Here is a 15,929-nt window from a genome sequence, read left to right as displayed (position 1 = left end):
TAAATAAATACAAATGTTTTTATATTATGCTGAAATAGCATTAAAGTGTCCAATCTTCGATTGCCAACCCTGCCACTTTTCCGAAATCTCGATGATTGCGGGTTAAGAGAATTAATCCGCGAGATAGTGCAATTGCCGCGATTCTTGCATCCATCTTTGCCAGTTGAATCCGTTTTGACTTTAATTGCTCAAATGTTGTAGCTGCACCCGCATCAAATGGTAGGATGGATAACACTTTAAAGTCATTAACGAGCCGCGCCATCATCTCATATCCTTTCACTACATCATTTAGGCTACGCTCACGATTAATATAGGCGTGACAACCAAGCATTTGTTCGTGAAAAGTGACAATTGATACGGCAAAATCCGATAGCGGGTGATGAGCCATCTGTGTCGAAAGGTTGCTATAATCCTTCCCTGTTTGACGCTGAAGAACGCTCAGATGGTCTGTATCCAATAAATATTTCATAACTCGTCTTGTGCTTCTAGTACAGACTCATCACCTTGGCGAATTGCTCGTCCGTAAGCCAGTACCTCCTCAAAGGCAGGTTCATCTTTGAAAGACCCTGTAATTTGTTGTAGCCAATTTGTCGGTTGAGGATTTGCAAGTTGTTTCTGCAATTCGGCGATCGCTGCTTCAACTGCTACCATACGTTTTTCTAAAGAGGTGTTGTTTGCCATTGGGTTTTCTGGTCTTCCGTAGTTGGTGTACTCAATTGTTACCTAAACGCTAGGTAGAGACGTAGCATGCTACGTCTCTACACCAACCTATTTTTTTGTACTCTTACGACTTTTTGAGGATTTTGAGGATTTTGATTTTTTGGAACGGCTGCTGGACTTTTTCGCGGCTAAGAGTTCCAAGGCTTTTTCTAGGGTAATATCCTCAACCGATAAATCCTCCGGGAGTCCCGCATTGGTTTTACCATGCTTGACATAAGTCCCATAAGGACCCTCGTAGACATTGACGGGTTCTTTGTCCTCCGGATGTTCCCCTAATTCCTTTAAAGGAGTCTTGGACTTGCTGCGACTACCCCCTTTGGATTTTTTCGGCTGAGACAATATCTCCAATGCACGATCCATGGGAATTGTCAATACATCGTCCTCTTTTTTCAGGGAACGATAATCTTTGCCCTCTTTACCTTGGTTATGGACAACATAAGGACCAAAGCGTCCTAATCCCGCCTGAACTTTACCCCCAGTAGCAGGATGAACGCCCAGGGTACGTGGAAGCGATAATAAACCCAGCGCCATGTCTAGAGTGACATCTTCCATGTTCACCCCTTTGGGTAAAGACATCCGCTTCGGTTTCTTATTCTCCTCCGAGACTTCACCCAGTTGCACATAAGGACCATAACTCCCGATTAACAGATAAATCGGTTCGCCTGTTTCGGGATGTAGTCCCAGTTTTTCGGGTCCTTGGGTTTTTTGCTTGAGAATCACCTCCACCTGTTCTGCATCCAGTTCCGAGGGGGTCAAGTCTTGGGGAATGGAGGCGGTAACGGAACCCTCGCCATTTTCGGCTTCGATGTAGGGACCAAATTTACCGATGCGAACTTTGACATCCAGATTTTCCAGTTCGATACTCCGGGCTTCATTGGGATCAATTTGGTCTTCCCGTTCGCGAACTTGGGTTTCTAAGCCGTTGTCACCCCGATAAAATTCCTCCAGATAGGGTAGCCATTGGGCTTCTCCGGTGGAGATTTCGTCCAGGGTTTGTTCCATTTTGGCGGTAAAACTGGTGTCTACCAAGTCTGGGAAGTGTTTCTCTAATAAACTGGTGACGGCGAAGGCGGTGAAGGTGGGGATGAGGGTCTTTTTTTGCATTTGGGCATAGCCGCGATCGATAATTGTACCGATAATGCTGGCGTAGGTACTGGGACGCCCAATTCCTTCACTTTCTAGGGTTTTGACCAGGGAGGCTTCGGTGTAGCGCCCTGGGGGTTGGGTTTCATGACCGATGGCTTCCAGGTTTTTGCACTCGGGATGATCTCCAACGGCTAAGGCGGGAAGGACGACTTCTTGGTCTTCTAAGGCGGCGTCAGGATCATCGGAACCCTCCACATACGCCCGCAGATAACCGGGAAAATCGATACGTTTTCCGGTAGACCGAAATCCGGCATCTTCAACGTCTAAGTCTACCGTAATGTGGGTTTGGCGTGAGTCTGCCATTTGGGTGGCGACGGTGCGCTTCCAAATTAACTCATACAGTTGCAATTCACGACCCGATAGTCCAGTATCTCTGGGGGTACGGAACGTGTTTCCGGCGGGGCGAATCGCTTCGTGGGCTTCTTGGGCGGCTTTACTTTTAGTGCTGTACTGACGCGGTTTGGGGCTGAGGTATTGCTGACCATACATTTGTTCGACGCAACTCCGGGCTGCCGCGATCGCTTGTGCGGATAAATGCACCGAATCCGTCCGCATATAGGTAATATACCCCTGTTCATACAGATTTTGAGCCGTCCGCATCGTATCTCGCGCCGATAGGCTTAATTTGCGGTTGGCTTCCTGTTGCAGGGTGGAGGTGGTAAACGGGGGGGCGGGTTTCCGGGTGACGGGGCGTTCCTCTAGGTCAGTCACCGTCCAGGTTTTGTCCATTAGCCGCGCCTGCAAGTCTCGCGCTTCGGCTTCATTCAGCAGCCGCACATTTCGCCCTTCAATAATTTGCCCGGTGTTGGCGTCGAAATCACTTCCGGTGGCTATTTTTGTCCCCGCTAGGGTGACGAGTTTGGATTCAAAGGGGGTATTGTCTTGGTCTAAAAGGGCTTTTAAATCCCAATAACTCCCTTGACGGAACGCACGGCGTTGGCGTTCTCGATGCACCAGTAGCCGCACGGAAACGGACTGAACCCGACCGGCTGATAATCCCCAGGCGATTTTTTTCCACAGTAGAGGCGAAAGGGTATAGCCTACCAATCGGTCTAAAATCCGGCGGGTTTCTTGGGCGTGTACCAGTTGGTCATCAATCTCCCGACAATTTTGCAGGGCGTCACGAATGGCTTCTTGGGTAATTTCATGAAAGACCATGCGTTTGCAGGGTACTTTGGGTTTGAGGACTTGCAATAAATGCCAACTAATGCTTTCCCCTTCCCGGTCTTCGTCTGTGGCGAGTACCAACTCTTCGGCGTTTTTCAAGGCGTCTTTGAGTTGCTTGACAACTTTCTTTTTATCTTTGGGGACAACGTAGATGGGTTCAAAATCCGCCTCTACATTGACCCCCAACTGCGCCCATTTTTCTCCCTTGACGGCTTCGGGGATCTCACTAGCCGATTGAGGGAGGTCACGAATATGACCCATTGACGCTTCTACTTGATAGCCCGAAGGCAAGTAGTTGCGAATGGTGCGGGCTTTGGTGGGAGATTCGACGATGACGAGGGTGGTCATGGGAGTCCTCAAAATAGCAGCCTAGCTGAATAGTCTAATCTAAGTCGTTTATGCAGGGTATCAAGTCATTGATCCGTAATCAGAGAGTTTGAACCTTTTCCTTCCTTCAAGAGAACCGGGTGCGTGAGTGCGTAGGGGCGGGTAATGGGACTTTCTTGTCGCTATTGATGGTAACAGTTGTACAAAACCCGCCCTGACCGATTCTTCACGTCGCTCAAGGACATGGTTTTGAGTGGGAGTGATGTTCATGGGTGTTGGCGTATGCGGTGCATGATGGCTAGGTTCGGTGGCTGGTGCATCCCCAAAGTCGTAATTAGCAAGGCTATGCCAGGAATACAGTCCCAGTTAGTCCCATACTAAGCTACTGCTTTGGGTCGATCATCTATAACATATCTCTTCTTCTCTTATATATCCCATCTCAACGGTAACTGCACTTTTTCCAGAGAGAAGGTGGGGGAGATGGGGGAGATGGGGGAGAAAATGTAATACTGAACCAAGACTCTAGGTAGGGAGCAAGATGCTCCCACTACCAACATCTAATTGCCAAAAGGGTGATGATGATTGATTGTAAGAGGTGGATTAAAACCCAAGGGATATATTTTTCTATTGATCGTGAAGATGATGACTATTAGCTAATTCAAGGATATGTTACTCACTGTGCAAAACTAGCCACTTCTACAGGACGTTCAACAGCTAAGGATTTACGTTGGTAGATAGATATTTAGGGTTTGCTGCACAACCAAAAAACCATTAGCCATCAATACTTTGAGTAGCATTGACATTGGTTCATCTTCCAGGAAAGAGAATAAAACTCATCAAAACCCTTGCACCGCTATCACCGAAAATGTACCCTTGCTCCCCCAGCTTCCCCAGCGTTCGACTGAGCGCTCACGCCGAAGTCTTCCCCAGCTTCCCCCGCTCCCCCTCACCACAGCACTTATTCAGCAGCCCCTATTTAGCCGATCGCACTCCCAATCGTCAGTTGCTAGATCTGCCTCGATCAGGAGTCGGATCGGCATTGCCCACCCGACATCACGTCCTTTTTAACAAGGGGCTAAAGTTAACGCTTCACCCGTGAGACTAAAGGCGCGAACTTCGGTAATTTTTACCTGGACTAACTGTCCTTTTAATTCATTAATATCGCCGCTAAAGAACGTCAACCGATTCCCCCTTGTGCGTCCCATCACTTGGCTGGAATCCTTGGGATTTTGGTCTTCGACGAGAACCTCTTCAATTCGCCCGAAATACCGTTGCGATCGCGCGGCGGCTTTGGTGTTCACTAAATGGTTGAGTCGTTGTAGGCGATCGCTCTTTACCTCTTCACTCAGTTGATTCTCCCACAGGGCGGCGGGTGTACCAGGGCGAGGCGAGTAAGCGGCGGTGTTTAATTGGTCAAATTCAATATCCTCCACCAGTTTTAACGTATGCTCAAACTGTGCCTCGGTTTCGCCGGGAAAGCCGACAATCGCATCCGCACTAATCGACGCATCGGGCATATAATCGCGAATGGTATTAATAATTCGGCGATATTTTTCCTGGGTGTATCCCCGCGCCATGGCTTTGAGGATATCGTTATCTCCGGATTGGAAGGGAATGTGGAAATGTTCGCAAACCTTGGGCAATTCCTTACAGGCGCGAATGAGTCGTTCGGTAAAATAGCGGGGGTGACTGGTGGCAAACCGAATCCGCTCAACTCCGGGGACATCGTAAACATAATAGAGTAAATCTGTCAAGGTGTGCTGATGTCGTCCCGATTCAGTCACGCCCGGTAAATCTCGCCCGTAAGCATCAATATTTTGTCCCAGCAGGGTAATTTCCTTATACCCTTGCTGTCCTAATTCCGCCATTTCCGCCCGAATCGCCTCCGGGGTGCGGGATTGTTCCACACCGCGCACATTAGGGACAACGCAGTAGGTGCAGCGTTCGTTACAGCCGTAAATTACATTCACCCAAGCCGTAACGGTGCTATCGCGGCGGGGTTTGGTAATGTCTTCGACGATATGGATGGGTTCAGTGGCGACAATTTGGTTCCCGTCACCGACTTGTTCGAGTAAGTCTCTCAGGCGATTGGCGTGTTGAGGTCCCATAACTAAATCTAATTCCGGGACACGCCGCAGCAGCGCTTCTCCTTCCTGTTGAGCGACACAGCCAGCGACAATTAAGGTAAGGTCAGCCTGTTCTTGTTTTCGCTTTGCCTGTCTACCCAGGTAGGAATAGACTTTTTGTTCGGCGTTATCGCGAATCGTGCAGGTGTTGTAGAGGATGAGGCTGGCGTCATTGGGATCTTCTGACCACTCAAATCCCATATCCTCTAAGATACCAGCCATGCGTTCGGAGTCGGCTTTGTTCATTTGACAGCCGAAGGTGGTGATATGGTAGCGACGGGGAGAGGTGGTCATGTTAAGTCGTAGGGTTTTGATATTGCGTACAGACTTTTATTATAAGTTTTGGCTGATGATGGCATGAGTATGCCATCTACAAGAGCGATCGCACAAGTTTGTAGTTTGTAGTCGGGGCTTTAGCCCCTTTCCCAAAGCGATCGCGCTAACCTAGTTCATAAATCGTTTGGGCGATGTACGGTACATCCTTGTGTTTTTTTAACGCAGAGGGACGCAGAGGTCAACGCAGAGGGGCGCAGAGGTGTTTATGATGGTTTTGGGTCAGATTGTTTATTTTATTATTTTACAGGTCTATGTGGTATCGCGGCGTAAGTCCTGAAGTTGTTTGACCGTCTAAGCTAAGTCAGGTTTGAGTTTAATGCTAGGGTTTATAGTCATCAAGTTGAGATTTTTTTATGACATCTGTATCGATTGAACTTCCCAAAACTGTATTTTCTGCACTGAGGAAGAATCCTGATGAGTTTGTCCAAGAGATGCGAATAGCCGCTGCTGTAAAATGGTATGAACTGGGGCAAATATCTCAAAGTAAAGCCGCTGAAATTGCTGGAATAACTCGCGCTGAATTGATTAATGCGTTGTTTCGGTATCAAGTAGATTTTATGCAATACACGGCTGAGGAGTTGGCAGAGGAGAGTAATTCATCTGCATCTTAGTTGTCACTGTATCTGGCGCAACGAAGGGAGGTAACTTGTTAGTGGCAGATTAGGAGATTGAAAGATTTTGTAGGGGCGGGTTTCACGACTATCTTTTCGGTTGCACCCAGATGTAACTAAACCCACCCCGACTCAGGTGTCTAAACTTGCCATGAAACGTTCGCATCTGAAGGGGTAAGCGGGTTGGTGAGTCTTTAGATTGTGGCTGGCGAGTCTTTATGTGTGGTTGACGAGTCTTTATGTGTGGTTAACGACTCTTTGAGTGTGGCTGGCGAGTCTTTGAGTGTGGCTGGCGAGTCTTTATGTGTGGTTAGCGACTCTTTGAATGTGGTTAGCAAGTCTCTATGTGTGGCTAGCGACTCTCTATGTGTGGCTGACGAGTCTTTGAGCCTGAAACAAGTCCTCGCGAACCGCCTAAACGACTCAATTAACATAATCTGTCTATCCTAACAGATGAAACAGCAAGAAATGGAAAACCAGCACATCCTTCAGCGTGAATCGAGACACAATCGGAACTTGGATTATCCGTTGTCGGGAACCCGCAACATCCGTTCTTGAATCTCCGCCCAGGTTTTGGGCGATACCCGCACGGCTGATTCCTTGCACTGAATTATTAGGAAATTGGCATAGCAATATTTTGAAATTGCCTTTACTTCTGCTTCAGATAAATTGATTAATTTTTCAGTTAAATTAAAACCTTTGAGACAAATCTGTAATAGTTTATCAGCCAATGCTCGATGTTTTTCTAAAGGTTGTTCATCGCTAGGTACTTTAGTTTTTAGAGCTTCTAGTCTGGCAATCAAGACAGTGAGATTGTCATCTTTAAAAATTTTAAGTTCTTTCAGTTTGTAGGCATTATCGATAGTTTCAGTGATAGTCTCGATGTAGCCTTTGGCGAAGATGCCGGCTAGGGATTTGGCGTTGGCGTAGGCTAGGGCTAGGGCTAGGGCTTGGTCTAGGTCTAGGGCATCGGCTATGGCTTTGGCTTTGACGTAGGCGTTGGCGTTGGCGTAGGCGTTGGCGTCGGCTAGGGCGTAGGCGATCGCGATCGCGATCGCACGTTTTGCCACAGGCTTCATATCGCTTTCAGAATCAGCCGTCACCCAATCTGCCCAACGTAATAACGCTTGTAACCGAGGAGTATTAATATAGGTTTGCGCTTCTTTTTCCATCAACAAGAGTAACTCATCTGCCCCACCTCGCATCAATCCAGAAACCAACAAAAACACCTCTCGCCAGCGCTGATCAGTAAGATGTTCTTTGACTAACTTTTCAATTTGGCGATGATCATCAATATATTGCGCCGTTAAATATTCTTGAAGCGTCAAATGAGAAAACGAGTAAACCCCTTCTGCCCGTTGGACTAATACCCCATGTTGTTTTTCAATTGATTTTAAAACGGCTTCCCCATCAATCAACGTTTCATCCGGGAGCATTTCTGCCAAGAGTTGCTCAATTTGATCCGTAATTTCCCGTCTGGGTAAAAATAAATGATCTGCCTGAAACGCATCATGAGCAATTTCCGACAGCATCATTTCCTTTCGTTTCGTATCTAATCCTTTATAAACGTCATCTTTAAACACACCTTTTTCCGCTGCCCATTCTTCTAGAAGCACACGCAATGCCCGTTCATACAGCGTAGCGCGGTTGGTGGGAAATTTCCGCGATCGCTGATAGAGTAAACAGACTAACGTCAGCAACAACGGCGTCTGTGTCAGTTCCTTCGCCGCTTTATTGTCTTCATGATTCAGCTTTTGCCAACACTCTTGACCTATTTTAGGTTCACGCCCAAACCAATTGCTAATAAAATTCTCAATCTGAGCATCATCAAACTCTGCCATTGCCACATCGGTAAAGCGGCGGAAGTTGTGGCGATAAGCGGCAACCCGACAGGAAGCAATAAAGCGATTCTTATCATGTAAATCGACAAAGTTCTGAATATGCTGAATTACCTGATTCATGCGTTCCGTTGGCACTTCATCCAATCCATCCAACAAAATCAGCAGTTTCCCTTGTTCCAACGCTTTAGCCGTAAATTCCTGGTGAGAGGGAAAACCACAGATGCGGAATTCTTCAGCAATTTTATGTTCAATATCAATATCACCCTGGTTAAATGTCTTGAGTTCAATCAATACCGGAATACAAGCGTGTTTAAATTGTCCCTTCTTTCCCTTCAGCGCTTCCAATCCCATCCGGCGCAAGAAGGTAGACTTTCCCGCACCGGGACTTCCTAACACCATCAAATACTGCTTTTGATTGGCGACATTGATTCCGGGTTGCTTGGGGCAATCTTTAGACTGAAAACTCCGCTGTTTTGCTTTCCGATAGATAAGTTCCAGGGTTTCAACGGATTCAAAAGTCTGAATCGCGGCGTCATCCAAGAATTGCACTGTTGTATAAACTGTTTCCAAGGAGACAGGTTCTCGCATTCCTAAGACTTTCAGAATGCCATGACGTTCTGTATAATTCTGTGCATATTGCCGAGACGCTTTAAAAATCGCTTGTTTGGCTTTTTCATCCAGGGTTTTGCCAAATAATCCCAGAACTTTACCCCCTTGTCCCCAGAGGGTTTGGAAAACGGGAACAGCGATTCCGCTAATCGCTTGAGCGATGAGAACTTCAGATCCAGTCATGGCGGTAAGAATGCGTAGCTAGGGGAATACTATACAGATTAACAGAGTTTGTAGTAAGCGCTTTAGCGCTTCTGGCACGCTTCGTGCCTACTACGAACCAAGGCTGGAATCCCTACAGTTTTGGCTTAACCACTAGCGCCACTATCAACGCAGGTGTACCGCCAATTAACCCGATAATCAACCAACGGCGAAAATCAAACCCCTTGCGTCGAGCCAGGAGCGCTGCGATAATGCCGATGACGCAGTGAAGCGTCAACAGAAGATAGGGATTGGGTTCTAGTGGTAAATTAGATAGCAAAGCAACTCCTTGGAATCGATGCGACGGATATCTAGTTGTCATCAACAACAGCAGATTTTTTCACTAAGGCTTTCACTCGAAAAGGCAGACTTAAAAAAGCCTTATTTACACTTAAATGCATGATTTTTACGTTTTACTCTGCTCTCCTGGCTTCGGTTCATTTGGTCTGGCGAAAAAGTCAACCATAATCGATTGTTTGTCTTGAACCTCCAGTAAAATCACCGAATAGGCGATTAATTCGTCAATCGCTAAACAAATTACTCCCACTAATACCAGAAACATTCCAGTAATAAATAAAAAAATGGGGACTCGTTCCAGGAGAGTGATTCCCATAAAAAAATGCAGGGCAATAGCAAATGAGGTCAGCACAAAAAAAACCACCGCTAACGTGTCGCAGAGGGTTGAATTCCGAACATACCAGGCGCGGCGCAACAGATTATTCAGTTGATGTTCTAAGCTTAAAAAGCGAATATCTTCTCCCGAATCGAACTGTCCTTGATGCATTAACTCTCGCGAAAGGATTCTTCTCTCGTTGTTCAATAAGCGGATGCGATTTAATAAAGAAGACTGTCTCGCATTTAATCCCAAAAAAAATAATCCACTGGAGGAAATCATCACGGCTGGTGCAAGAATAGCTTGAATGACTTGAGTGACAGTGAGAGACGTTTGATCCATGATTTTCCTGGGTGCTACCTAGCTAAATCTTGAGCAGTATAGCGCAGGATTGCCATTGAATGCGATAGTCAGAGGAGATACATTATATCAGGAATAATTTTGTAACCCACGTTACAGGACGTTTGTCGTAAGGGAGCCTTAGCCCTAAATTAGTCGGGGCTTTAGCCTTACATGAGAAATGGTGCGTTACGCTTACATGAGAAATGGTGCGTTACGCTTCGCTAACGCACCCTACAATTGGACGACGATTGGACGACAATTTGCTGGGTGGAAAAGGGTATTTACTCTGCCATCGATTGCAAGGGTAACATAACTGTAAACGTTGTCCCTTTGCCGACTTCACTTTCAACTGTAATCAGTCCACCATGCAAATCCACACATTTTTTGACAATAGCTAATCCTAATCCCGTTCCCTGAATTGTGCCAACATTACCGGCTCGTTGAAACGACGAGAAGAGTTTTTTGATATCCTCTGGCGGAATACCAATCCCTTGATCTTGAATATGGAAAATCGCCGATTCTCCTTCGCAAGTTAACTCAACTTTTACCTCACTCCCTTGGGGAGAATACTTAATCGCATTAGAAATTAAGTTGTTCAAGATATGCTGTAACAGTTTATCATCCATTTGAGCATCACCACAGTCGCCATGACTGATAAAGTTAATCGAATGCTGTTGACTGATGCTCATTTCCAGCGTGTCTACAATTTCCCGACAGAATCCGATTAAATCCATCTCTGCTGGCTTAAACGTGAGCTTTCCCGCCTCAGCTTTACCAATTGTTAGCACATCATCCAATAACTGCGTCATCCGGCTAACCGCGATTTGAATGCGCTGATAATGAGCTTTTTTCTTTTCATCCGTTAATTTTTTGCTGTAACGCTCTAAAAGTTCTGACGATGAAAGAATTGCCGTTAAGGGGGTGCGGAATTCGTGAGAGACTAAGGAAACAAAACTAGAGCGCAGTTCACTTAGTTCTCGTTCTTTTTCCAAGGCTTTAATAATTTCCGCTTCTGCCTTTTTCAACGATGTAATATCCCGCCCTACTCCCTGAAACTCGACAACATTTCCCTCATTATCGAACATCACCCGCTCTGTCCATTGTTGCCAGCGAATCTCATTGTCTGGCAAAATGACCCGGTGTTCGTAGGTGACGATGGGCTGTTCAACGGAAAGGGTTTTAAATTGCTGGTTGACAAATTCCTGGTCGATGTCGGGAATCTGGGGTTTGAATCGATATCCAATTAATTCGGAGCGTGGTTGGTTGAAATAGCGACAGTAAGCATCATTAACAAACGTGAATGTACCATCGGCTTTAAACCGACAAATCAATTCGGTTTGATCTTCAACAATGGCTCGATAACGTGCCTCACTTTGACGCAGGGCTTCCATGGCTTGCTTGCGTTCGGTGATATCCTCGATCATGGCTAAGGTATAGAGTACGTCACCTTGTTTATCCCGCAAAGCGATGAGGGTTAAATTCACCCAGACTAAATCTTTATTCTTTTTGATATAACGTTTTTCCAGTTGAAAGCTGTCAATCTCTCCCCGAATTAACTGCTGCATATAAGGAATTTCCAGCGCCAACTCGTCGGGGTAGGTAATATCCTTAAAGCTGAGTGCCATGACTTCGGATTGACTGTACCCCAGCATGGAATAAAATGCCCGATTCACCCGAATATAGCGATCATTTAAGTCTGCCAATGTCATGCCAATGGGCGCTTCATCAAATACCCGACGAAACTGTTGTTCGCTATTGCGTAACTCGGCTTCGGTTTGCTGATGCTGAAGAATTTCTGCTTGTAGTTGCGCGTTCGTCTGCTGAAGTTCGTGAGTCCGTTCTTCAACTCGCTGTTCTAAATCCCCCATCGCCGCTTGCAGTTTGGCTTCTATTTGCTTACGATCGCTAATATCACGACCTTCAGCAATTAAGAGTTCTATCTCCCCGTTTTCTTTCCGCAGGGGTTTGAGGGAAAAGTCAATCGTGATCACGGACTGATCGGGTGCTAATATATCAGCTTCGTAGCGAATTGTTTTTCCTGTTGCAGCTTCCGCGATCGCGGTTTTTAATTGCTGTTGAGTTTCGGCAGAAATTGTCCAACATTTTAATTGCCAGAAGGGATATCCGATTACTTGAGAACTATCCAGTTGGCAAACGTCCATAGCCGTCTGGTTATCAGCAATGACATCTCCCTCTAGAGTGAGCAAACTAGATAATTGAAAGGTTTGATTGAAAACCGCCCGAAATCGCCGTTCACTTTCTCGCAGTTGGAATTCGGCTTGCTGGCGACTTAAAGCGTTCGCAAAGATACCGCCAATGATTTGTAAGAGGGAGAGGATATCGTCTGACCAATTTTTTTCGGCGTTAACCGCAGAACACCCTAAATATCCGATTAGATGATTACCTTGAGCGATGGGAACAATGGCGATAGATTTAGCCCCGGTTAACTCCAGCGCTTGTTTCAGGGAATTGGCTTCTGCGGGTAAATCGCTGCGGTGGGAAATTTGAATCGCTTCTAAGTTTCTCAGTTTTGCCATTCCCCAAGGGTAAGTATCGGTGGGAAAATCTTGCCATTGCGGTTGGATGGAACTCACGCCCGGTACAGTCCATTCCTGGATGATACTGGCTGTGGCAGCGTCTTCTGAGAATAATGCCATATAAGTGCGATCGCACTGGCAAAATTTACCGATTTTTTCCAGGGTGTGCTTAATGGCATCCTCAATGCCATCAGAGGACAACTGGATGAATTGATGGGATAGGCTAGTGATTAACTGCTCAAACTCGATGCGTTCTTTGAGCTTGGCTTCTATGTGCTTGGTTTCGGTGATATCTTGACCAACACCATACAACCTACCATCATCCCCTGGAATGAGTTTCCACGCCAGCCAGCGATAACTCCCGTCTTGGTGACGAATGCGATGTTCACATTCAACTGGCTCAGTTGAGGTAAAATAGGCGATGGCATTGTCGCGATCATCGGGATGAATCAGTTCCCAGGAAGTATGCGATCGCAACTCCTCCTCTGTCCACCCCAAAACCTTTTCCCAAGCCGGATTCAGCGGCTGCCAATATCCCTCTTTATGCCATATTCCGAATAAATCATCCGATATTCTCAAAAATAAAGTTTGAGTGAATTCCCAGTTGGCTGGTTGCTCCATGGATTCACTAGGCGTTTGAAAACTATTCATTTTAATTTGGGTTGTAATCCTTCTGGACGACGGCAAACGATAATGTTTAGATGCACCCCTCTTAATTTTTCAGTATAGTCACGTCATACAGAAGCTAAACATTGTACTACACCAACACTAGACATGGGGAGACTCCCCAAGACTGCTCGGTTAAGAGGAGCAGGGGGAGCAGGGGGAGCAGGGGGAGCAATGTAGAGACGTAGCATGCTACGTCTGGAAGCCGGGGAAGCCAGGAAAAATTCCCCGTATTTCTTTAAAAAAGGTTTACATAAATTCATATATTTGCGTTTATACTAAACATTAAGACTGTTACATTAACGCAAGCCTAGACCTTCAGGGCAAAATTTTCCCATCCGTTCACCAAAGCAGGGAGAGTAACCCCCAACTCAGACGTACCATGGCACGTCTCGACATAACTTTTTCCTGGGAACCTTCTGCCATCTGCCATCTACCATCTGCCTTGTCTCTACCCAAAACGGGAGAATTAACCCGAATTTAGTCCAAAAGGGGATCTACCAGCCAAAGATAGGTTCGACGGATGCCAATCATCCGATTTGTTGACTATCCTCACCCCAAACTAGGAGTATTTCATGCTGGTAACCACCCCATTAGACAAAAGTATCACAGTTAAACGCCTACTGAATCTTTGGGCAGCCCGTTATGTCCCTGACTTATCCACCCTTTCATTAACCACTAACAAATGTACAACGATTGAGTTAATGGAAGCCGCCTCTCGCCAAGGGCGAGAGAAAACGGCAACTAAACTCTCTCGACTGATAGAAATTCACTGCAAATGTGCAGGTATTCGGACAAGTATTCTCTTCTCCTACATTCCCAACGTTGTCAACTTAACCGAATCCCAGGGTATCGCCACATCCTCAGCGCAGGTTTATGACAAAGTTTTATCCGTTTATCGAAAACAGTCACCAACTCCATCTCTAATGGAGGCGTTATCTGAAGCAGACACTGTGGATATTTCGACCGATTTATATAAAATCTCGGTCATGCCCAAATTAGAGCTACCCGAAGTTTCCTCCCTTGTGACAATTCTGACCCCAGAATTAATGCAATTTCAGTCCCAGCATTTATCTGCCAATAATCAGAATACGCTGGGATTTATGAGTACCCAGTTTCATCTCAGTTCCAAGGTGTTGTTGAATCGATTAAGCCTACCGGAACAGTTATTGCTCTCTCCTTACTTTAAGTTTATTGAAGAGCAAGTATGTATTCCCTGGCAACGGGTATGCACAGCGGCGGCTCAACATTCTCTTAATTCTCCTGTATTAGCTTTAGTCGAGCAACTTATACCCAAGAGTCAGGAAATTGCCACACGGGTTTATCGCCACGCCTTGGAACGATACCCCAATTATCGCAGCCGTCGCGGAAAACTGGATCATCCAGAAGTAAAAGCCTCAAGTATCCGCGATGTCGAGATGTTTCAAGCTTATCTGTGGGTTTGTGTTTTGGAACAGAATATGGCAGCAATGGAGAAAGAACTTTATCCCTTATGTGAGATGGTTTATCCCAGCGTAAGTGTCAGTTGGGAATTAGTGGAGAGCATGGTTGGACTTTTAGTAGACAAGATTCTCATCCGCCTAGACGCTGAGCAACAATCAATTGTTCAGCCTTATACTACAGCTATGCAGAAATTATTCGCTTGTCGTTAAAGGAAACTAAGTCCTATTACTGTTAAAATAGGCGCACGCCGTGCGCCCCTACAACTCACCAATTAAGGTGTGCCACAGCAGTACATCCGTTGAACGGTGAAGGTAGAGATATAGGCTATGTCTCTACCTTCCTATCTGGCTTATCTCCTACAATAGAGACATTAGAGTTGGTTAAGTCTCTATGGAAACCATTATTGGCACAGTGTTCGGAATCATCCTGCTGGCGGGACTCAGCGGTTTTAAGATTGATCGCGAATATGAACGCGGCGTGATCTTTCGCTTGGGGCGGTTCAGCAATGTCAGAGGACAGGGGATGTATTGGATTCTACCTCTGATTGACCAAAAAGCCCAAGTCGATATCCGCACCAAAACCGTGGATATCGCCCCCCAAGAAGCGGTAACGGCTGACAGCGTGACGATTAAAGTCAATGCTGTTTTATATTATCGCATCATTGATCCATTCCGGGCAATTAATAAAGTCGAAAATTACGAAATAGCGGTTTATCAAGCAGCGATGACGACATTACGGAATGTCGTGGGGCAAAATATCTTAGATGATGTCTTGCAAAACCGCGATAAAATCAACCTGCGTGTGCAAGAAATTGTAGACGAAATCACCGAATCGTGGGGGGTAGTGATTGAACGGGTAGAAATTAAAGATGTAGAAATTCCCACGAATATGCAACGGGCAATGGCAAAAGAAGCCGAAGCTGTGCGGGAAAAACGGGCGCGTCTGATTAAGGCTTCCGCAGAACAAGAAGCGTCAATTAAGTTAGCTGAAGCCTCGCAGAAGATTGTGGAAAATCCAGCCGCTTTAGAACTACGGCGTTTACAAATGCTGACGGAAATTGGCGCGGAAAATAACACCACAACCTTGATTATGATGCCATCCGATTTTATTAAGCTGTCATGCATTTAAACTGTGATAAGAGCATTACCCTTATTTTTCAGTTTGCGCCCCCAGTTAATAACTAGCTTGTCTTCATTTAAAAGTTGATGCAACAAAGATTCTAACTCTTCAATGGATTCAAAAAG

Annotated in this window: 12 protein-coding genes and 1 pseudogene; 4 read left to right on the top strand and 9 right to left on the bottom strand. The window is 45.9% G+C overall.

Annotation, left to right across the window (positions count from 1 at the left end; genetic code table 11):
* Window positions 1-40 precede the first annotated feature (40 nt).
* From RIG66_RS10605 to miaB, 4 genes are all read right to left on the bottom strand, one after another.
* Window positions 41-469, bottom strand: a complete 429-nt coding sequence (locus tag RIG66_RS10605) for a type II toxin-antitoxin system VapC family toxin (protein ID WP_446377794.1) — start codon at window positions 467-469, stop codon at window positions 41-43.
* Window positions 466-681, bottom strand: a complete 216-nt coding sequence (locus RIG66_RS10600; RefSeq protein WP_446355383.1) for a hypothetical protein — start codon at window positions 679-681, stop codon at window positions 466-468. Before RIG66_RS10600 ends, RIG66_RS10605 begins: the two co-directional genes overlap by 4 nt.
* A gap of 87 nt (window positions 682-768) precedes the next feature.
* Entirely contained in the window at window positions 769-3,381 is a 2,613-nt protein-coding gene (gene topA, locus RIG66_RS10595; protein ID WP_446377792.1) for a type I DNA topoisomerase, read from the bottom strand.
* A gap of 1,043 nt (window positions 3,382-4,424) precedes the next feature.
* Entirely contained in the window at window positions 4,425-5,780 is a 1,356-nt protein-coding gene (gene miaB / locus RIG66_RS10590; protein ID WP_446377790.1) for a tRNA (N6-isopentenyl adenosine(37)-C2)-methylthiotransferase MiaB, read from the bottom strand.
* A gap of 395 nt (window positions 5,781-6,175) precedes the next feature.
* Between miaB and RIG66_RS10585 the strand changes: the two genes are divergently transcribed.
* Window positions 6,176-6,433, top strand: a complete 258-nt coding sequence (locus RIG66_RS10585) for a UPF0175 family protein (RefSeq protein WP_446345758.1) — start codon at window positions 6,176-6,178, stop codon at window positions 6,431-6,433.
* A 201-nt stretch (window positions 6,434-6,634) separates the two neighbouring features.
* On the top strand, window positions 6,635-6,883 hold the full coding sequence (locus RIG66_RS10580; protein WP_446377788.1) for a hypothetical protein: 249 nt from the start codon (window positions 6,635-6,637) through the stop codon (window positions 6,881-6,883).
* A gap of 71 nt (window positions 6,884-6,954) precedes the next feature.
* Here RIG66_RS10580 and RIG66_RS10575 read toward each other — a convergent pair whose 3' ends face one another.
* The 4 genes from RIG66_RS10575 to RIG66_RS10560 form a co-directional block, all read right to left on the bottom strand.
* Complete coding sequence (locus RIG66_RS10575) at window positions 6,955-9,066, bottom strand: NACHT domain-containing protein (protein WP_446377786.1); 2,112 nt, start codon at window positions 9,064-9,066, stop codon at window positions 6,955-6,957.
* A 112-nt stretch (window positions 9,067-9,178) separates the two neighbouring features.
* Complete coding sequence (locus tag RIG66_RS10570) at window positions 9,179-9,364, bottom strand: hypothetical protein (RefSeq protein ID WP_446377784.1); 186 nt, start codon at window positions 9,362-9,364, stop codon at window positions 9,179-9,181.
* A gap of 126 nt (window positions 9,365-9,490) precedes the next feature.
* Complete coding sequence (locus tag RIG66_RS10565) at window positions 9,491-10,039, bottom strand: DUF2721 domain-containing protein (protein ID WP_446377782.1); 549 nt, start codon at window positions 10,037-10,039, stop codon at window positions 9,491-9,493.
* Window positions 10,040-10,320: 281 nt separating this feature from the next.
* Complete coding sequence (locus RIG66_RS10560; RefSeq protein ID WP_446377780.1) at window positions 10,321-13,227, bottom strand: PAS domain S-box protein; 2,907 nt, start codon at window positions 13,225-13,227, stop codon at window positions 10,321-10,323.
* Between the two features lie 590 nt (window positions 13,228-13,817).
* Here RIG66_RS10560 and RIG66_RS10555 point away from each other — a divergent pair.
* Window positions 13,818-14,894, top strand: a complete 1,077-nt coding sequence (locus RIG66_RS10555) for a hypothetical protein (RefSeq protein ID WP_446377778.1) — start codon at window positions 13,818-13,820, stop codon at window positions 14,892-14,894.
* Window positions 14,895-15,075: 181 nt separating this feature from the next.
* On the top strand, window positions 15,076-15,813 hold the full coding sequence (locus RIG66_RS10550; protein WP_446377776.1) for a slipin family protein: 738 nt from the start codon (window positions 15,076-15,078) through the stop codon (window positions 15,811-15,813).
* Here RIG66_RS10550 and RIG66_RS10545 read toward each other — a convergent pair.
* Window positions 15,810-15,929 (bottom strand): annotated as a pseudogene (locus RIG66_RS10545) (IS630 family transposase); the annotation flags it as partial. The gene RIG66_RS10550 and the pseudogene RIG66_RS10545 overlap by 4 nt on opposite strands.

The sequence above is a fragment of the Coleofasciculus sp. E2-BRE-01 genome (assembly GCF_040221695.1).
Classification (GTDB): domain Bacteria; phylum Cyanobacteriota; class Cyanobacteriia; order Cyanobacteriales; family Coleofasciculaceae; genus Coleofasciculus.
Note: the sequence above shows the minus strand (reverse complement) of the source record. Positions and strands in the feature narration are given on the sequence as shown.